The following is a 19,239-nucleotide window of genomic DNA, read 5'->3' as shown; positions in this document are numbered from 1 at the left end:
ATGGTTAAGAAAAGAACACTCTTAGTAGTTTCTGGCTTGTGCTCTATAGCTACTATGGCACAGACAGTAAACAAGGGAGGGCTATATGTAAGCCCAGAAGGGATAATGTCTACACATTATGCCTTAGAGAATACAGATGAGGCGGACTTTAAAAATAACGGTACGCTATATGTCTATAATGATATTATAAACAACGGTGCTTTCTTTGATTATAAAGGGAAACTAGCACAAGGAACTACTATTTTTAAAAGTGATAAACAACAGACTGTATCAGGTAACAGTATCAGTAAGTTTAACAATGTAGTACTAAATAACACAGCGGATAATATTGCATTTAATGTTATTAATGATGTGGTAGTACAGGGTAAAGTAGACTTCCAAGACGGTATTGTCAATGTAGATGAGAAAGACGGGTCATTTACATTCTTAAAAGACGCAACGGCAGTTAATGCAAGTGATAATAGCTATATCCAAGGAACTGTAGACAAGGAAGGAAACAACGAGTTTGTGTTCCCTATTGGAGATAAGAAGTATTATCGAAACGCTACGATTACAGCGCCTAAAGAAGAAAAAGACATTTTCGTAGGGAGGTATAATTTAGATGATAAGAACTTCTTTACTTCTCATAAGCATAAGTCTGGTATAGTAGAGTTAGTAAACGAAAGAGAGTATTGGCTAGTAGACCGTAACTCTAATGCGAAGAGCGATGTTATCTTGACATTAGGTTGGCATGCAGATACTACTCCAGCAGAGTTATTAAAGACTCCAGAGAAGAACTTACGCATTCTTCGTTGGGATGCTAAGGATCAGCTTTGGGTAGATGAGGGAGGTATCGTAGATGTCGATAATAAGACAGTGACTACACCTACATCTGTACGTGGATACGGATTCTTTACATTAGGTACTGTGAATACAGATTTGATATTAGATGGAGACGTAGTGATCTATAATCTAGTAACGCCTAATGGAGATGGAGAGAATGATTTCTTCTTAATTGATAATATTAATCGTTTCCCTAATAATAAAGTTGAGATCTATAACCGTTGGGGAGTGAAGGTTTATGAGACTTCTAATTATGACAGTAATAATAACGTATTCAGAGGGTATTCTGATGGACGTGTTACAGTTAACTCTGGAGAGAAACTACCTACAGGAACTTATTATTATGTGATTAGCTATGAATACAGAAATGCTAGCGAAGCACATACAATTAGAAAATCAGGGTATCTACATTTAGACAACAACTAAGATTTTACGAATGACAATTAATAGAACAATAAGAAATATAAGTGTGTGTATGTTAACCTTGTTAGGAGCACAACAAATGCAAGCACAACAAGACCCACAGTACACACAGTATATGTATAATACCTCTAATATTAACCCTGCTTATGCAGGTACTAGAGGTAACCTAAGTATTTTCGGTAACTACCGTACACAGTGGGTTGGTTTAGATGGAGCGCCTAAGACAGCTAATCTGTCGGTGAGTACACCTCTAGGAGATTCAGGATTAGGATTAGGGGTGAACTATATGAATGATCGTATAGGAGCGATGGATGAGAATAATATCTCTGTAGACCTATCGTATGCTATCGATGTTAATCAAGACTATAAATTAGCATTTGGTTTAAAAGCTACGGCTAACTTACTGAATGTAGATTATACTCGTCTTAATATCTATAGTGGAAAAGACCCTGTAGCGATGACGAATATAGATAATCAATTCTCACCTAATATAGGGGCAGGTCTGTATCTATATTCTGAGAAGTCATATTTAGGATTGTCTGTACCTAACTTTTTGACTACAGATCGCTACGATGATAACGAGGTGACGACGATGCGTCAGAAAGCGCACTTCTACTTAATGGGAGGATATGTGTTTGAACTAAACCCTAGTTTGAAGTTTAAACCAGCTTTCTTAGCGAAGGCAGTTTCAGGGGCACCATTACAGATGGATCTGACAGCTAACTTCTTAATTATAGACAAGTTTACTGTAGGAGCAGCATATCGTTGGGATGCATCAGTTAGTGCATTAGCAGGATTCCAAGTGAATGATAACTTATTCGTAGGATATTCTTATGATGCTGATACGACTAAGTTAGCGAATTATAACTCTGGATCTCATGAGATATTCCTAAGATTCGATTTGTTTAATAATCGCACTCGTATGAATACACCAAGATTCTTTTAACGAAAACTATAAAGTATGAAAAAGAAGGTTATTAAGTTTTTCTCAATAGCCTCTTTTTTCTTAATAACGGTAGGGGCAGTAGCTCAGACTAGTAAGGAGAAAAAAGCGGATAAGAGCTTTGACTACTATGAGTATGTCAATGCAATCGAAATCTATGAGAAAATTATAAATAAAGGGTACAAAAGTGTTAATACACTTACTAAGTTAGCAGATGCTTATTACTTTAAAGGAGAGCTAAAGACTGCTCATAAGTGGTACGAAGAGTTATTTATTTTTGCAGAACAAGAAGGACATAAACTACCATCAGAGTACTACTATAGATATGCGCAGACGCTGCGTTCTATAGAGGATTATAAAAAGGCAGATGAGTATGTAAGTCGCTTTGCTGAATTAGAGAAGAGCGACAGTAGAGGTATATTATTCGAAGAAAAGAAGGATACTTACTTAAAGGAGATTAACGCGATGATACAGCGTTATGATCTGAAAGTATTGCCTATTAATAGTGTGTATTCTGACTATGGATCGAGTATCCTAGGAGACCAATTAGTCTTTGCTTCTGCTAGAGAAACAGAACATGGAGGTAGAGTACATAAGTGGACTAATGAAGCATTCACTACTCTATACAGTACGGTGATTAGTAAAGACGGTAGTTTTAGCGAGCCTGAACCTTTGGATAAGTTTGGAAATGCAAAGGTCAATGTAGCATCAGCTATCTTTACTAAAGATGGTAAGACGATGTACTTCACGAGTAATAACTTTAAGAAGAAAAAGAAAGTTCACAATGAAGACTATTACATCTTACTGAAGTTATATAAATCTACTCTAGACGAAGATGGTGTATGGACAGAAGCTGTAGAGTTACCATTTAACTCAGATAATTTTAATACTGCTCATCCTGCTTTATCCCCAGACGAGAGATGGTTATACTTTGCTTCTGATAGAAGTGGTACTCTAGGAGAGTCTGATATCTATAGAGTCTTTATAGAAGAAGACGGAAGCTATGGTACACCTGAGAACTTAGGGGCTAGAATTAATACAGAAGGGCGTGAGACATTCCCTTTTATCTCTAAGGATAACTATCTATATTTCTCATCAGATGGACGTCCAGGTCTAGGAGGGTTAGACGTATATATGGCTAAGCTAAATGTGGATAATACCTTCGGTAAGGTAGTGAGCGTAGGAGCTCCTATTAACAGTCCTTCAGATGACTTTGCATTCTATATCAATGATAAAAACAGAAAAGGATTTATCAGTTCTAATCGTGAGGGAGGAGTAGGAAGTGATGATATTTATTTCTTTCAAGTAGTAGACTGTAAGCAGCAGATAGAAGGAAAGGTGTTCAATACGAGTACAAAAGAACCTATAGCGAATGCCACAGTAGTATTATATGATAATGCGTATAAAGAACTAGCTACGATCACTACAGATGCACAGGGGTATTATATCACAGAAGCTTTAGACTGTAATTATAAGTTTAGATTAAAGGCTAGTGCAGATAAATTTTTGACAGCAGAGGTATCTACGGTATTAGGAAGAGAGTTTAATGTATCTAAGACGGTAGATATAGGACTAGATCCTATAGTTGAAAAAATAGAGAAAGACGATGATTTATTTAAGAAACTGAAGTTAGATCCTATCTATTTTGACTTTGATAAAGCGACTATTCGCCCTGATGCAGCAGTAGAGCTAGCGAAGGTAGTAGAGGTGCTTAATATATATCCTAAACTGAAGATAGATGTGCGTTCGCATACAGATAGTAGAGGTAATGATGCTTATAATATGAAGTTGTCTGACCGAAGAGCTAAATCAACGATAGCTTGGATGGTAAAACAAGGAATAGAAGAAGATCGTATCACGGGTAAAGGGTATGGAGAATCACAGTTAGTTAATAAATGTGCTAATAAAGTACCATGTACTATTAAAGAGCATCAAGAAAATAGAAGAAGTGAGTTTATTATTCTGAATATAGAATAACACTGTTTCGGTTAGTAATTTTTAAAAAGCCAGTTTGTGATGACAGACTGGCTTTTTACTTTTTTAGTCAAGTGTCATAGAACGAACAGAGAGGAGTGATTCTATAGCCCTATTAGAGTGAGGTTGTTTTGTAATTCTATTCTTCAGTACTCTCCCTTCAATACCGCTACAAGACCTCTTCAAGACTTCTTCAAGAAAATAGGCTTAAACTAGAGCAATCTTGTCGTATTGTTGAAGAAGTGTTGAAGGAATTCAGATAAAGGCTTGTATATACTAGGATAGAGAGGTATTCGTGTATTATCTATTTTTGAAGTGTTCTATATTTAATGTGTTTGTAATTAGGTGTTTATGTTTTTTAGAGACTTTTTTTAAAGAAAAAAAAAACACTATACTTTTTTTCAAAAAGAAGTGTAAATGGATGATATGAAGGATAAATATCAAAAAAAGAGGGTATAAAACGTCTTTTACACTAGGTAAGTACGTCATTAACTCATTAAAAATGAAAAAAAGAGATAAGAATTATTCACAACAGAATGAAATAGGATTCGAAGATAGGGTGATGATTATCTCATATACTATTTCAACAAAAAACCACCTGTTTAGAGGTGGTTTTCATATAGATAATAGATTGATTACTTTTCTATTGTTTGGTATACTTTAAGAGCTTGTTTTAAGATCTCAGCTGAGCGGATTAAGTCTTCTTTTTTAAGAACATAAGCCATACGAGCTTCGTTTAGTCCTACACCTGGTGTAGAGTAGAATCCTGCAGCAGGAGCGATCATTACAGTCTCTCCATTTAGGTCATACTCTTCTAATAACCATTTAGCGAAGTTATCAGCATTTTTAATAGGGAACTTAGCTACACAGTAGAAAGAACCATGTGGCATAGTCACTTGTACACCTTCTATCTGTTGAAGCGCAGTGATGAATACATCTCTTCTCTCTTTGTACTCCGTGATTACTTCATCGAAGTAAGATTTAGGAGTATCTAGAGCAGCCTCAGCAGCGATTTGTTCAAAAGTAGGAGGAGATAGACGCGCCTGAGCAAATTTCATTGCGGCAGCCATAAGCTCTTTGTTTTTAGAAACGATACATCCTATACGAGCACCACACATGCTGTAACGCTTAGATACAGAGTCAATCATGATCGCGTGATTCGCTAATTCTGGAATGCTCATCACAGAGATATGCTTATATCCATCATAAGCGAACTCTCTATATACTTCATCAGCGATTAAGAATAGATCGTGTTTAACCACTAGATCTGTTAACTGTTTCATCTCTTGTTCTGAATATAAATAACCAGTAGGATTACCAGGATTACAGATTAAGATCGCTTTGGTCTTAGGAGTGATTAGTTTTTCGAATTCTGATATAGCAGGTAATGCAAATCCATCATTGATAGAAGACATTACAGGTACGATGTTTACTCCATTAGAAGTAGAGAATCCATTATAGTTAGCATAGAATGGCTCAGGGATGATGATTTCGTCACCTTGGTCCATTGTACTTCCTAAAGCGAATAATAATGCTTCAGATCCACCAGTAGTAACGATAATATCTGCTACATCTACATTAAGATTTTGGTCTTGATAGTGTTTAGCTAACTTTATTCTATAACTTTCGATTCCTGCAGAGTGGCTATATTCTAATACTTCGAAGTTAGCTTCTTTTACAGCTTTAAGAGCTCCTTCAGGTGTTTTAATATCAGGTTGTCCTATATTTAGGTGGTATACATGGTGTCCTTTTTGCTTTGCTACCTCTGCAAAAGGGACTAATTTTCTGATAGGTGATTCAGGCATTTGAAGCCCTTTGTTTGAAATCTTTGGCATAGTTTTGAAATTTAAATAAACATAGTAACTCTCTAAATCAATATTGGATTAGAAATCAATAATCCTCTAGAATATTACTATCGCAAATGTAACTTATTTTATGCAAAAATTTGCAACAAATTGATTACTAAATATTAAGTTAAATATACTGAATTACTGGGCTTTTTGGTTATTTTTGTTGCACTATTAAAACAACATATTAACAACTCATGGATAAAAAAATAATATCTTTTTTTTCTTCGACACGGTTAATGGCGGTTCTTTTTATAGTTTATGCTGTAGCATTAGCTCTAGGAACCTTCATCGAAGATCGTTATAACACAACTACTGCCCGTATTTTAATATATAATACTAAATGGTTCGAGTTTATTATGTTTGTTTTCTTGATTAACTTTATAGGAAATATTAAGAAATACAGACTACTGAGCAAGGAGAAGTGGGCGACATTACTACTGCATGCGGCTTTTATTTTAATTTTATTAGGAGCTTTCATTACTCGTTATATTAGTTTCGAGGGAATGATGCCTATTAGAGAAGGGGAGACGGCAGATAGTATTTTTTCTGATAAAACTTTCCTTACTGTTATGACAGATGGTGAGTATGAAGGGGAACAACGTAGACGTACGTATGAGAGACCAATATTATTCTCTCCTGTGACGAATAATCACTTTAAAGTAAGAGAAGACTTTAATGGTATCGATTACGAGATAGAGTATAAAGATTTTATCATGGGAGCTACTGAGGCAATAGCAGAAGATCCTAATGGAAAAATGTTCTTAAAATTAGTAGAGTCTGGTGATGGAGATCGTCATGAACATTTCTTAGAAGAAGGAAAAGTTGTGAGTATCCACAATGTATTATTCTCATTGAATAAGCCTACTGATGGAGCAATCAATATCACAAAAGAAGGGGATGAGTTCTTTTTAGATACACCTTTTGGAGGAACGTATATGGTGATGGCAACACAGGCGACAGGTGATGTAGTAGCTGGTACAAAAGCTCCTCTGAACTTTAGATCATTATATAATATGGCAGGAACACAGTTCGTTATTCCAGAAATGCCTATTAAAGGAAAGATGGTTCTAGAGTCTGATGGTGACTTTAAGAATAAAAGAAATACGGATGCTTTAGTTCTTACTGTTCGTTCTCAAGGAAAAGAGGAGGAAGTAACGCTAATGGGTAAAGCAGGAAGAATGGGAGAACCTCAGTCATTTAAACTAGGTGACTTAGAGTTTACGATGATGTATGGTAGTAAAGTGTATACTACACCGTTCCAAATCAAGTTAAATAAATTCATCGCTGAGAAATATCCTGGTACAGAGAGTAGCTATGCTTCATTCGAAAGTCAGGTGACTGTATTAGACGGAGCAGAGAACTTCGATGCACGTATCTATATGAACAATATTCTAGATTATAAAGGATACCGATTCTTCCAGGCAGAGTTCGATAGAGATGAGAAAGGAACTATCCTATCTGTGAACCATGACTTCTGGGGAACGTGGATTACTTATATAGGGTACTTCTTACTATATGTAGGATTAATAGTAATCTTATTCGATAAGAATACAAGATTTGGTGATTTGAAACGAAAATTAGATAAAGTTAGAGAGAAGAAAGCTTCTATACTTACGATGTTGTTCTTGTTCTTATCAGTAGGAGCATTCGCACAACATAATCACGAGACACCTACACGTCCTAATCAGGTAGTGATAGATTCGCTGATCAAGAGTACTGCTGTAGATAAAGAACATGCAGCAAGATTCGGAGAATTGGTTATTCAGGACTTTGGTGGTCGTATGAAACCAGTGAATACTTTTGCTTCAGAATTATTGCGTAAAGTATATAAAGGAGAAAACTATAAAGGATTAAATCCTGATCAGGTGTTTCTATCGATGACTCAGTTCACAGTAGCTCAACAATTACAAGGAGCACCTAACTACTGGTATTATGCAGAATTGATAAAACTACCTAGAGGGAATGATAAAATACTAGAGGCATTAAAGCTGCCTAAAGGTGCTAAGTATGCGGCGTTTATTGATTTCTTTGATGAAAATGGTAATTATAGATTAGCAAAAGTAGTAGAAGATGCTAATCACTCTGCTGTTAAAAATCAGTTTGAGAAAGACTATTTAGATTTGGATTCTAAGATGGCTCTATTGAATGCAGCATTCACTACACGTAGCCTTACGATATTCCCTATACCTGGTCACGATAATGATAAATGGGTATCTCCATTAGAATTAAACGAGGCTGGTCTTAAAGGAATGGATTCTACATTCACGAAGAGCATATTGCCTAGAATGTATGTACCAGCGTTATTTGAGGCAAAACAATCAGGGGACTATGCGAAGGCAGATGAGTTCTTACAGAGTATTAAAACGTATCAGAATGCTTATGGTAAAACTGTAATACCTTCTGAGAAAAAGATTCATTTCGAAATCCAATATAATAAGTACGATATATTTAAGACACTATATAGTTACTATATGTTAGCTGCTGTGTTCTTATTCATCTTCATTATATCAGAGATATTAAAACCAAGACGTATTAATAAGACAATGATTAAAATCGGTAGCTGGGCTACGGTCTTATTATTCGGTATCCATACATTAGGATTAGCTGTGAGATGGTATGTATCAGGGCACGCTCCATGGAGTGATGCGTATGAGTCAGTTATCTACGTGGCATGGGCGACTACATTATTTGGGTTGATTTTTGGGCGTAAGTCTGAGTTAACGATTGCTTCAACAGCATTCGTAGCTGCGATAGTGTTATGGGGAGCACATCTAAACTTTATGGATCCAGCGATTGGTAACTTACAACCAGTATTGAATTCATATTGGCTGATTATCCACGTAGCAGTTATCGTAGGTAGTTATGGTCCATTCACGCTAGGTATGATATTAGGAATAGTGACTCTATTCTTAATGATTCTTACCAATGATAAGAATAAGAAGAAAATGGATCTTAATATTAAGGAGTTGACTTATATTAATGAGATGACATTAACGGTAGGTTTAGTTCTATTAACTATTGGTAACTTCTTAGGAGGTCAATGGGCTAATGAGAGCTGGGGACGCTACTGGGGATGGGATCCTAAAGAGACATGGGCATTAATTAGTATTATGATCTATGCTTTTGTGATCCATGCCAGATTAGTGCCAGCTATGCGCGGTACATGGTTATATAATGTATTCAGTGTAGTAGCGTATTACTCGATTATGATGACTTACTTCGGTGTTAACTTCTACTTAAGTGGATTGCACTCTTACGCATCAGGAGATAAAGTGATCACACCTACTGCTGTATGGTGGTCATTAGGATTTGTGATAGTATTAAGTGTCTTCTCTTATATTAAATATAAAAAGTACTTGAAGAAATAGTATTCTCTAAGTAGAATATAATCTAAAGCCCAGCTTCTTTTAGAAGCTGGGCTTTTTTTGTTTTTATATCTGATTCAAGAGTAGAATTATGATTTATATGGAGAAACTACGATATGTATTACATATTATATAGGTGTAATTAACTATATTGTGATTAGTTTCTTTATTTTAGAAAAATTAGTGATTTATTTTTCTTAAAAAACATAATTTTCTATTTAATGTAGTTTTTAAAGGTGAAATCTTTGAAATGTTTAGTTTTGTTTTGTGTTTTATATACATCTTTTTTGAGTAAAATTTAAATATATATACAAAAACTGCTCTTGTTGTAGTATATTTTTTAAATAAGGTTAAATTGTATGAGTAATAATTAAATTTTAACATTTGATGTTTGTTAAGTCGTTTTTTTTATAACTTTGTAGTACAAACTGTTTAAGATTTTAGGTTAAAGCTTATTGTCTATATAGGTTGTTATGATTTGATTAACGATTTGGGGAAAATGTGATCACTTCAGATTAATTAGTAAAATATTTTAAATAAATTTTTTTAAACATGAAAAAGAAAATTACTACTCTGTTTTTGTTAGCTCTAGGAGCTGGTATGTATGCACAGACTCCTGATCCTATTGGTATGGGGGTTGGTACTGCATTAGTACCTAATAAAAGTGCAATATTAGATATTGCTGCGAGTAAGAAAGGGGTCTTGATTCCTAGAATTGCTTTAAATGATGTTAAAGTATTTGGTTTAGAAGGGGATTCTAAAACTGAAAGTATGTTGGTCTTTAATGATAAAGGTACTGCTGCAAAAGGATTCTATTATTGGACTAATAATACTACGACTCCTGCAGAAAGTAAATGGGAACTTATTACTTCTGAATCTGTATTAAATCAAAAAATAGATGAACTTAAGAATTATGTTGATACAGAAATAAAAAAGATAACTAATATAGTAGATGGTGCTAACCTAAGTTATTTAGTTGCTTTTAATCCTACTGGAGGAGCAAATGGTAAAGGAGAGTTTTCTTATTTAGTTCCTGATGGTAGCGGAGGGTATACTCAAAAAGCAATTACATTTGCTGAGTTAATCGCCTTATCTGAGACTAAAACTTTTATGAAAGCAGAGATGCATAAAATAAAAGATCCAAATGATGAAACTGGTAAAACTGAAGTTGAAGTAGTAAAAGCTTATTACTATTTCAATGAAGATGCAGTTAACGCCTGGTTAATTGCTGGAAATGATATTAAAGATATTAATGACCCAGTTAAGGGGATTCCTTTTACTTCAGGATTTAAAATCGACGTAGTAGGTACTGTAAGTTCTAACTTAGAACAAGTATTTAATGATAATCGTAAGTTTATTGATAAATTTATTACTAAATCTGAAGGAAATGTTTTTGCTGAAGTAGTTAATAATGAAGTTAAGTTATACTATATTGACAAAACTAATGGTAAAACTGAAGTGAATTTCAATACTTTAGAAACAAAAACTAATATTCAGAAAACGATTGTTGACGCTTCTGGGAAAGAGGGAACTTATACAGATGCTACATTAGGAACTCTTAAAGAAGGTCAAATACTATTTAAATACAAATCTGAAGAATTAGATGCTAATCAGCAGCCTGTAAATTATTATTTAAATATTACAGAAGAGGTTAAAAATTCATTTAATCATCAAGATATCAAAGATGAGTTAAATAAATATTTGACTCAAGGAGGTAATGTTTACTATGGTGAAATTACTACAGGTGATGGTAAATTCGTGTTATATCATTTAATTGATAATGGTGATGGAACATTTACAAAAAAACCAATTGATATTAGTGAAAACATAATCGAAACGATTAAAACTAATGATAAAGTAACAGAGTTAATCAAGGAAAAAACAAAAGAAATCGTTGAGAACAATGTAACAACAGAAACAGGAGAAGTTATCGGTGGGTTTAAAGTATTTAAAACTATTGTAAGCGCATCTGTTGTACAAGGTGAAACTAGTGATGGAACTAAAGTTGATTATAATACGACATTTAGTGAGTCAATTAAATTAGAAAAATTTAGTCGATTATTGAACGTTGAGATTTTAGATGATAAAGGACAAGTAGTGTTGACAACTGTCACAGATGTTAAAGCAGGTAGTGCTGATCAAGGTAAAACACCTGTTGAGTTTAGATTTGGTGTTGGTAAAATGTATGCTCCATTAGCTTCAGGTAAACAATATGATGTGATCTTAAGATATATATCTGATGAGAAATTTACACCTACTAAATAGTCCTAAATAATTTAAAAAAATAACTTTAATAAGAAATTATAATGAAAAAACAAATATATACAGTATTAGCATTAGCATTATGTTTAGGTGCTTTTGCTCAAGAGAAACCAGGAGTAGGTATCAATACAAAAAGAGTAGATAAAAGTGCTATTCTAGACGTTGTGGCTGAAAAAAAAGGGGTTTTAATTCCTAGAATTGCTTTAAATGATGTGACTGTTTTCGGTTTAGATGGTGATTCTAAAAAAGAAAGTATGTTAGTTTACAATGAAAAAGGTACTGCTGCAAAAGGATTCTATTATTGGACTAATAATACTACGACTCCTGCAGAAAGTAAATGGGAACTTATTACTTCAGAATCTGTATTAAATCAAAAAATAGATGAAGTTAAGAATTATGTTGATACAGAAATAAAAAAGATAACTAATATAGTAGATGGTGCTAACCTAAGTTATTTAGTTGCTTTTAATCCTACTGGAGGAGCAAATGGTAAAGGAGAGTTTTCTTATTTAGTTCCTGATGGTAACGGAGGGTATACTCAAAAAGCAATTACATTTGCTGAGTTAATCGCCTTATCTGAGACTAAAACTTTTATGAAAGCAGAGATGCATAAAATAAAAGATCCAAATGATGAAACTGGTAAAACTGAAGTTGAAGTAGTAAAAGCTTATTACTATTTCAATGAAGATGCAGTTAACGCCTGGTTAATTGCTGGAAATGATATTAAAGATATTAATGACCCAGTTAAGGGGATTCCTTTTACTTCAGGATTTAAAATCGACGTAGTAGGTACTGTAAGTTCTAACTTAGAACAAGTATTTAATGATAATCGTAAGTTTATTGATAAATTTATTACTAAATCTGAAGGGAATGTTTTTGCTGAAGTAGTTAATAATGAAGTTAAGTTATACTATATTGACAAAACTAATGGTAAAACTGAAGTGAATTTCAATACTTTTGAAACAAAAACTAATATTCAGAAAACGATTGTTGACGCTTCTGGAAAAGAGGGAACTTATACAGATGCTACATTAGGAACTCTTAAAGAAGGTCAAATACTATTTAAATACAAATCTGAAGAATTAGATGCTAATCAGCAGCCTGTAAATTATTATTTAAATATTACAGAAGAGGTTAAAAATTCATTTAATCATCAAGATATCAAAGACGAGTTAAATAGATATTTGACTCAAGGAGGTAATGTTTACTATGGTGAAATCACTACAGGTGATGGTAAATTCGTGTTATATCATTTAATTGATAATGGTGATGGAACATTTACAAAAAAACCAATTGATATTAGTGAAAACATAATCGAAACGATTAAAACTAATGATAAAGTAACAGAGTTAATCAATGAGAAAACAAAAGTTGTAGTGACTACAGAAACTAATGTACCTACTGGGGAAGTTATCAATGGATATACTGTATATAAAGGTACTGCAGAGATACTTGTTAACCATGCGGATGGTTATGATTCTGAATTAGCTGCTAATACTTATGTAGTTACTAAACCAATGAAATTTGTAGTAGATGACGCAACTAAGAAAGGTTCTTGGGTTGAGAATAAAGCTGATAAATTTGGTAGATTACTTAAAGCATCAGTATTAGATAAAAATGGACAAGTATTATTCACTACAGTTACAGATGTAACTTCACCTGGTGATAATCAATTTAGATTTGCTTTTGGTGTTGGAAACAGTTATTATCCATTACCTAATGATAAATATGAGGTTGTTTTTGAATATCTTGGGGCAACAAAACAATAATAAAAAAAGTTAAGCACTATGAGAAAGTATTTAATAGCATGTGCTGCTCTATTTGGTATGTCCTATATAGGACATGCCCAAGTAGGGGTTGGTACACTAAGTCCTTCTGAGAGTACTGTCTTAGACATACACGCTAAGGATAGAGGGGTGCTTTTTCCAAGAGTTCATTTAAAAGATTTGAATGAATTAGATCCTGTTATTGGAAAAAAAGGAGACTTAAAGATTAAAGGATTAGTTGTATTTAATATTAATCCTAATTTACAAGATAAAGATCTTGCTGGAAAATCTGAAGGGTTTTATGTGTGGTCTGGTACATCTTGGGATAGATTAACAACACGAAGTGAAATTTTAAAGCTAATTGGAGATAACAATAGTAATCAATCTCTAGAAGAAATTTGGGCGGTCATTAATCAACTTATTAATCAAACTAAACCTGGAGAATCTTTGAAAGGAACTTCTGTCGTGTTGTATGATTTTGATAAAGAGCAATTTTATACATTAGTTAAAGATGATAAAGATAACGTTGTTAGTTCTGAGGTTGTTGACTTAACGAATGTAATCCAAAAGGCAGAAACAAAATCTTTAATTAATAGAGGAGAAGTTATTGCTGATGGGCAAAAACCAGAATTAGTTAAATCTTTGAATTATGACCAGACGAAGTTGAAGAAAGGTCAGATTTTCTATGAATATTTAGGAGAAGAGAGAGATAAAGATGGAAAGCAAATTCCTTTTTATCTTGATATAACTGGAGATGTTAAGAAAACCATTACTAATAATCAAGAGGTACAACAAATTTTTGAAGAAACAGTAAATAAGTTTTTGACAGAAGGAGGTAATGTATTTTATGGTGATCATGATGAAGATGGAAATGCTGTTACTGAAGATGTTTTATATTCTTATGTAATCAATAATACGACAGGTAAGAGAGAAAAAAAGATTATTAATATAACAGAAACGCTTCGTGAAATATTAAAGAATGAAAACTTTATAAAAGAACTTAAAGAAGCTGTTAGTTATAATATTAGTAGTGCCATTACACAAACAAATATTAAGTATGAAGGTAAAGTAGTTAATGTGTTTTCAAGCACAGCAACTGTTAACTCTCTAGACGCTGAGGTTGTTGGTGTAGAATTTCCTGATGAAGTAGGTATTAAAGCACTTAACATTTTTGATATCAAATTGTATAGTTTAGAAGGAAAATTGATAACTGTAGGTATTACAGATATTAAGTATGATAGAGGGTTACTAGATTTTTCTTTAGGTAGTGGAGGGTTATATACACCAATTACTGCTGGTTCATACAAGGTAGTTGTTCAGTTTACAAAGTAAAACTTATAACAAAGAGTAGTAAAAAGCCTCTAGACATTGTCTAAAGGCTTTCTCTTTTAAATAAAAAAGGTCTCAAAAATATTTTTTGAGACCTTTTTTATGTTATTTAACTTGGTAAGTACCTATCGGTGTTATGTAGTTTTTATAGATGAAGTCTACTCTTCCATTACCTGCATCTTTAGGGATTTCAAAGTGTACTTCTGTTGGTGTTACTTTGAAAATATATGCAGGAGTTGGTGTGTCTGATGCTCCAGGTTCTAATGCACGAGTTCCTTTTTCAGCATTTGTTTTTTTACTTGGTAATTTTTTAGTAAAATTGATTGTGTATTCTCCAGCTTTACTTTCATCAAAACCTTTTCCTTTTAAAATAGCTGTATCCCCAGGTTGTTTATTTGAGAAATCAACATTGTTTATTTGCTCAGGGTATCCTGTAGGTTTTGGGTCATTCTTACTATTGTCATCACTAGAACAGCTTACAACGCTCAAAGAGATTGAGGTAATAAGGAATAAAAAAAGTTTTTTCATAAAATTGATTAGTTAATTGTTTAGAACTCTAAAGTAGTACCTTTTTTAATTCTAACAAATTATTGTGTCTTTTTTATTAGTTCATTTAGTATCGAATTTAGCCCTTCTGAAGCAGTATTTTTAATAACGGTTAGTGAGCAAGGTGTATGCTGAACTAACGCTGGGTTCGTGTCTATATAATAGGCTTGAGCATCTGATCTAGCATAAGATATTAGTGAGGCTGCAGGATATACTTGCATAGAGGTTCCTATGATGATGATGATATCTGCTTCTTCTACTAATGGAATAGCTTTCTCTAGTTCAGGAACCATTTCTCCAAACCAAACTATATGTGGTCTAAGTGAATGACCGAGTTCATTAGAGTCATTTGCTAAGAGATCTTTTGTCCAAGGGTATATTAGTTTTTCATTCTGTTCACTACGCACTTTCAATAGTTCTCCATGTAAATGAATAATATTATTAGATCCTGCACGCTCGTGAAGATCATCTACATTCTGAGTGATGATACTTACATTGTAGTGTTGTTCTAATTGAGCTAGAATGTTGTGAGCTTTATTCGGTTGACAACTTAATAGTTGGCGTCTGCGATCATTATAAAATTGCAAGACTAGTTCTTTGTTTTGTTGCCACCCTTCAGGTGAAGCTACCTGCATAACGTCATGACCTTCCCATAATCCATCAGCATCTCGGAATGTTTTAATACCACTTTCAGCACTCATTCCTGCGCCTGAAAGGACGACTAATTTTTTTTCCATAATATTCTTACCTTTGCAATTGTCTTAAAAATAAATATATAATGAATATTTCAAATAAGCTATTTCAGGACGTTGATTATTTAGAATACTTAGAGACTTTCTTGACTGAAAATAGAGTAGAGCGTTTTAAAGAAGTTTTAAAGGATCGTACAAATCATTTTACTGTTGTAGCTGAAGATGTATATCAATTGCATAATACGAGTGCTGTAATGCGTAGTTGTGAGGTTTTTGGTGTACAAGACTTACATGTTATAGAACAAAAATTTGGAAAGCGTATAGATAAAGAAATAGCTTTAGGTGCTGAGAAGTGGGTAGATATTCACCGTTATGCATCTATACCTACAGCCATTGAAGATATCAGGAAGAAGGGCTATCAGATTGTGGCAACTACTCCTCATGTAGAAGCAAATCATTTAGAAGACTTTGATATTAGTAAGCCTTCTGCTATATTCTTTGGTACAGAAAAAAATGGACTGTCTCCTGAAATTATAGAACAGGCAGATGCTTATATTAAAATACCAATGGTTGGTTTTACAGAAAGTTTGAATATATCAGTGTCAGCTGCGATTATTATTCAGAATCTAACTACGAGAGTAAGGAACTCAGATGTTGAGTGGAGGTTAAAGGAAGAAGAAATACTTGCAAAAAGAATTGATTGGGCTAGAAAGTCTATTAAAGATATTGATTTTGTAACTGAACGTTATTTAGAATCTAAGCAATAATATAAAACAAAAAACTCCTTCAATTGAAGGAGTTTTTGTTTTTATATAAGTGATGTTATTTAAGTACTAGGATTGCTTTTTTTGCGTAGTTTCATATTGATGAACTCTACAGCTAATGAGAAAGCAATAGCGAAGTATAAATACCCTTTTGGTACAGCTCCTATTTCTTGACCAGCTAATACAGCATGTGAGATGTGCATACTCTCTGTAGTAAGCATGAATCCAATCAATATTAAGAATGAAAGTGCAAGAATTTGAATAGAAGGGTTCTTATTCACAAAGTTACCTACAGGTATAGCAAACAACATCATCACTCCAACAGAAACAATAACTGCAGCAATCATAATATATAGAGCTCCTTGTAAGCCATTAGTCATACCTACAGCTGTTAGAATACTATCAACAGAGAATATAATATCAATCATTAAAATCTGCATGATAATGTTACTAAATGATTTAGTCGCTATTTTTTTTGCATTAGGGGCTTCATCTATAGGGTGATGATCATGCACGTGAGCTACTTTTTCATGTATCTCTTTGGTCGATTTATAAATCAAGAAGATACCTCCTCCTAATAATATTAAGGCTTGACCATTGAAGTCTGCGCTAAACCAGCTCCAATTGATACTAAATAAAGGTTTTTTCATAGCGATAAGCCATGTAACACCAAATAATAATGCAATACGCATAAACATGGCTAAAAACAGCCCTATTTTTGTTGCTTTTTTGCGTTGTTCTTCAGGTAGTTTACCTGTGACGATTGAGATGAAGATAACATTGTCTATTCCTAATACAATTTCTAAGAATGTCAATGTAATAAATGCTACTATAGCATCTGCAGTTAAAAATACTTCCATAGTATTTAGTTGTGGATTAGATTATAAATCAGCTATTTTTTTAATAGTTCCTCTTTCTCTTCTTGCATCTCCTACATATCCATATTCGAAAGTACATAGATCTCCGTCTGTAGTAATTATCTTAATGCTAACAGGCTTTTTATCAGCCATAGTTTTAGGATTAAGTTTCTCTAAGATAAACTCGCAATCGTTTACCCAACGTATAGCAGCACTATCTGTTTTACCTTCGAATGTTTCTATTTCTAATTCTTCAGTTCTAATGAAAGTAGAAACTTTCTTTTCTCCATTAATTTCGGCAGTAAATTCGAATTTACCTGTTTTAAATTTAGCACAATTTCTTTCTTGATTATAACAAGAGACTAATAAAAATAAAAAAGGTAAAAAGTAAAGTAGTTTAGTTTTCATGTTTTTAATTTCCAAAAAGTGATTTTATAATAGTTTGTAATCCTTTAAAAAATAATAGCATAGAAGTTAAGCATATTAAACATCCTAAAATAAGTATAGGATAGAAAAAAGGGTGAGCTTGATTTTTTAAAGAACTATGGATAACGATAGGGCCTAAAAACATAAGGGGTAAAGTAATCATTAAGTATTTTACACCTTTGCTCAACAGTTTTCGATCAGTTTGTGGTTCTTCCATTATTTAGTTGATTTAAAACTTTCTATTGCTAAGCGGACATTCTGATATTGGTCTAAAAGCCCTTTAGCGATAGTGTAGTCTATATTTAATTCATTTATAATCATTTGTATTCCTCTTTCTTGTAGTTTAGCATTAGTCATTTTCATATCGACCATTTTATTGCCTTTTACTCGACCAATTTGTATCATACTACTAGTTGAGATCATATTAAGAACGAGTTTCTGCGCAGTACCAGCTTTCATACGAGAGCTACCTGTTACAAACTCAGGTCCTACGACCACCTCTATAGGATAATCAGCTACTTCAGCAAGAGGACTTTGAGGATTACAAGTTATACAACTTGTTGTGATTTTATTTTTTTGGCATTGTTCTAATGCTTTAATAACATAGGGAGTAGTACCAGATGCAGCGATACCAATGACAATATCTTTTGAATTGACATTATACTGTTGTAAATCTAACCAACCTTGTAAAGGATTGTCTTCTGCATTTTCTACAGCATGTCTAATGGCGTGATCTCCTCCGGCAATGATCCCAATAACTAAATCAGGTGATACTCCATAAGTAGGAGGGCATTCTGAAGCATCTAGGATTCCTAATCGTCCTGAAGTACCTGCTCCAATGTAGAATAGTCTTCCTCCATTGTTTAATTTAGAAACAACTTGTGTTACTGTCCTTTCTATTTGAGGAATTGCTTTTTCTACAGCTAAGGGAACAGAAAGATCTTCTTGATTGATATTAGACAATAATTCTTGGATAGACATCTTGTCTAGATTATCATAATTAGAAGATTGTTCTGTAATTTTTATAAAACTCACTTTTGAATAGTTTTTAAAAAAGTATGAACACAAAAGTAAGCAAAATAGTTTACTAACCCTTATTTATGTAGTAGAGGAACGATATAATTTTATGCCAAAAAAGCAGATTATTAAGAAGAGAAATTTTCTTTAAAATTATATTTATTCTTTTATTAAGCTAGGTAAGTATTTCTTTACTAAAGAAT

General features: G+C 33.2%; 15 protein-coding genes. 8 read left to right on the top strand and 7 right to left on the bottom strand.

Annotated elements, in window-relative coordinates:
* From BK054_RS17720 to BK054_RS17710, 3 genes are read left to right on the top strand one after another with little or no spacing between them, the layout of a single operon-like run.
* Positions 1-1,248: a gliding motility-associated C-terminal domain-containing protein gene (locus tag BK054_RS17720; RefSeq protein ID WP_039330246.1), complete on the top strand. Its 1,248-nt coding sequence runs from the start codon at positions 1-3 to the stop codon at positions 1,246-1,248.
* A gap of 10 nt (positions 1,249-1,258) precedes the next feature.
* Entirely contained in the window at positions 1,259-2,191 is a 933-nt protein-coding gene (locus BK054_RS17715; protein WP_006265791.1) for a type IX secretion system membrane protein PorP/SprF, read from the top strand.
* 15 nt (positions 2,192-2,206) lie between these two features.
* Positions 2,207-4,165 carry an OmpA family protein gene (locus BK054_RS17710; protein ID WP_071307596.1) on the top strand — a complete coding sequence of 653 codons (1,959 nt, stop codon included), beginning with the start codon at positions 2,207-2,209 and terminating at the stop codon, positions 4,163-4,165.
* Between the two features lie 632 nt (positions 4,166-4,797).
* Here BK054_RS17710 and BK054_RS17705 read toward each other — a convergent pair.
* Positions 4,798-5,997 (bottom strand): pyridoxal phosphate-dependent aminotransferase, encoded by a 1,200-nt coding sequence (locus BK054_RS17705; protein ID WP_006258502.1) that lies wholly within the window; start codon positions 5,995-5,997, stop codon positions 4,798-4,800.
* A 209-nt stretch (positions 5,998-6,206) separates the two neighbouring features.
* Between BK054_RS17705 and ccsA the strand changes: the two genes are divergently transcribed.
* From ccsA to BK054_RS17685, 4 genes are all read left to right on the top strand, one after another.
* Positions 6,207-9,380, top strand: a complete 3,174-nt coding sequence (ccsA, locus tag BK054_RS17700) for a cytochrome c biogenesis protein CcsA (protein ID WP_006258501.1) — start codon at positions 6,207-6,209, stop codon at positions 9,378-9,380.
* Positions 9,381-9,929: 549 nt separating this feature from the next.
* Positions 9,930-11,642: a hypothetical protein gene (locus BK054_RS17695; RefSeq protein WP_071307595.1), complete on the top strand. Its 1,713-nt coding sequence runs from the start codon at positions 9,930-9,932 to the stop codon at positions 11,640-11,642.
* Positions 11,643-11,683: 41 nt separating this feature from the next.
* Entirely contained in the window at positions 11,684-13,408 is a 1,725-nt protein-coding gene (locus BK054_RS17690; RefSeq protein WP_071307594.1) for a hypothetical protein, read from the top strand.
* Between the two features lie 18 nt (positions 13,409-13,426).
* A complete protein-coding gene (locus tag BK054_RS17685; protein ID WP_006264187.1) occupies positions 13,427-14,737 on the top strand; it encodes a hypothetical protein in 1,311 nt (436 codons plus the stop codon).
* Between the two features lie 102 nt (positions 14,738-14,839).
* On the opposite strand, the gene BK054_RS17680 is transcribed toward BK054_RS17685, so the two are convergent.
* Positions 14,840-15,262, bottom strand: coding sequence for a hypothetical protein (locus BK054_RS17680; protein ID WP_006265786.1), 423 nt, complete (start codon positions 15,260-15,262; stop codon positions 14,840-14,842).
* A 59-nt stretch (positions 15,263-15,321) separates the two neighbouring features.
* A complete protein-coding gene (locus BK054_RS17675) occupies positions 15,322-16,017 on the bottom strand; it encodes an SIR2 family NAD-dependent protein deacylase (protein ID WP_006258495.1) in 696 nt (231 codons plus the stop codon).
* Between the two features lie 41 nt (positions 16,018-16,058).
* Between BK054_RS17675 and BK054_RS17670 the strand changes: the two genes are divergently transcribed.
* Positions 16,059-16,739, top strand: a complete 681-nt coding sequence (locus BK054_RS17670; RefSeq protein WP_006258494.1) for a TrmH family RNA methyltransferase — start codon at positions 16,059-16,061, stop codon at positions 16,737-16,739.
* A 59-nt stretch (positions 16,740-16,798) separates the two neighbouring features.
* Here the strand turns inward: BK054_RS17670 and BK054_RS17665 are convergent, their stop codons facing one another.
* The 4 genes from BK054_RS17665 to murQ are packed head-to-tail and all read right to left on the bottom strand — an operon-like array spanning position 16,799 to position 19,054.
* A complete protein-coding gene (locus BK054_RS17665) occupies positions 16,799-17,596 on the bottom strand; it encodes a TerC family protein (RefSeq protein ID WP_006258493.1) in 798 nt (265 codons plus the stop codon).
* 21 nt (positions 17,597-17,617) lie between these two features.
* On the bottom strand, positions 17,618-18,001 hold the full coding sequence (locus tag BK054_RS17660; protein ID WP_006258492.1) for a hypothetical protein: 384 nt from the start codon (positions 17,999-18,001) through the stop codon (positions 17,618-17,620).
* 4 nt (positions 18,002-18,005) lie between these two features.
* A complete protein-coding gene (locus tag BK054_RS17655; RefSeq protein ID WP_006258491.1) occupies positions 18,006-18,236 on the bottom strand; it encodes a DUF6095 family protein in 231 nt (76 codons plus the stop codon).
* Complete coding sequence (murQ, locus tag BK054_RS17650) at positions 18,236-19,054, bottom strand: N-acetylmuramic acid 6-phosphate etherase (protein WP_006258490.1); 819 nt, start codon at positions 19,052-19,054, stop codon at positions 18,236-18,238. Before murQ ends, BK054_RS17655 begins: the two co-directional genes overlap by 1 nt.
* Positions 19,055-19,239 lie beyond the last annotated feature (185 nt).

The organism is Myroides sp. ZB35 (assembly GCF_001865835.1).
Taxonomy (GTDB): Bacteria; Bacteroidota; Bacteroidia; order Flavobacteriales; family Flavobacteriaceae; genus Flavobacterium; species Flavobacterium odoratimimum.
This window is presented reverse-complemented; position numbering and strand designations above follow the sequence as displayed.

Excerpts from the sequence above, each read along its gene's own strand:
- BK054_RS17720 (WP_039330246.1), top strand. The coding sequence starts at position 1 with ATGGTTAAGAAAAGAACACTCTTAGTAGTTTCTGGCTTGTGCTCTATA.
- BK054_RS17715 (WP_006265791.1), top strand. The coding sequence starts at position 1,259 with ATGACAATTAATAGAACAATAAGAAATATAAGTGTGTGTATGTTAACC.
- BK054_RS17710 (WP_071307596.1), top strand. The coding sequence starts at position 2,207 with ATGAAAAAGAAGGTTATTAAGTTTTTCTCAATAGCCTCTTTTTTCTTA.
- BK054_RS17705 (WP_006258502.1), bottom strand. The coding sequence starts at position 5,997 with ATGCCAAAGATTTCAAACAAAGGGCTTCAAATGCCTGAATCACCTATC.
- ccsA (WP_006258501.1), top strand. The coding sequence starts at position 6,207 with ATGGATAAAAAAATAATATCTTTTTTTTCTTCGACACGGTTAATGGCG.
- BK054_RS17695 (WP_071307595.1), top strand. The coding sequence starts at position 9,930 with ATGAAAAAGAAAATTACTACTCTGTTTTTGTTAGCTCTAGGAGCTGGT.
- BK054_RS17690 (WP_071307594.1), top strand. The coding sequence starts at position 11,684 with ATGAAAAAACAAATATATACAGTATTAGCATTAGCATTATGTTTAGGT.
- BK054_RS17685 (WP_006264187.1), top strand. The coding sequence starts at position 13,427 with ATGAGAAAGTATTTAATAGCATGTGCTGCTCTATTTGGTATGTCCTAT.
- BK054_RS17680 (WP_006265786.1), bottom strand. The coding sequence starts at position 15,262 with ATGAAAAAACTTTTTTTATTCCTTATTACCTCAATCTCTTTGAGCGTT.
- BK054_RS17675 (WP_006258495.1), bottom strand. The coding sequence starts at position 16,017 with ATGGAAAAAAAATTAGTCGTCCTTTCAGGCGCAGGAATGAGTGCTGAA.
- BK054_RS17670 (WP_006258494.1), top strand. The coding sequence starts at position 16,059 with ATGAATATTTCAAATAAGCTATTTCAGGACGTTGATTATTTAGAATAC.
- BK054_RS17665 (WP_006258493.1), bottom strand. The coding sequence starts at position 17,596 with ATGGAAGTATTTTTAACTGCAGATGCTATAGTAGCATTTATTACATTG.
- BK054_RS17660 (WP_006258492.1), bottom strand. The coding sequence starts at position 18,001 with ATGAAAACTAAACTACTTTACTTTTTACCTTTTTTATTTTTATTAGTC.
- BK054_RS17655 (WP_006258491.1), bottom strand. The coding sequence starts at position 18,236 with ATGGAAGAACCACAAACTGATCGAAAACTGTTGAGCAAAGGTGTAAAA.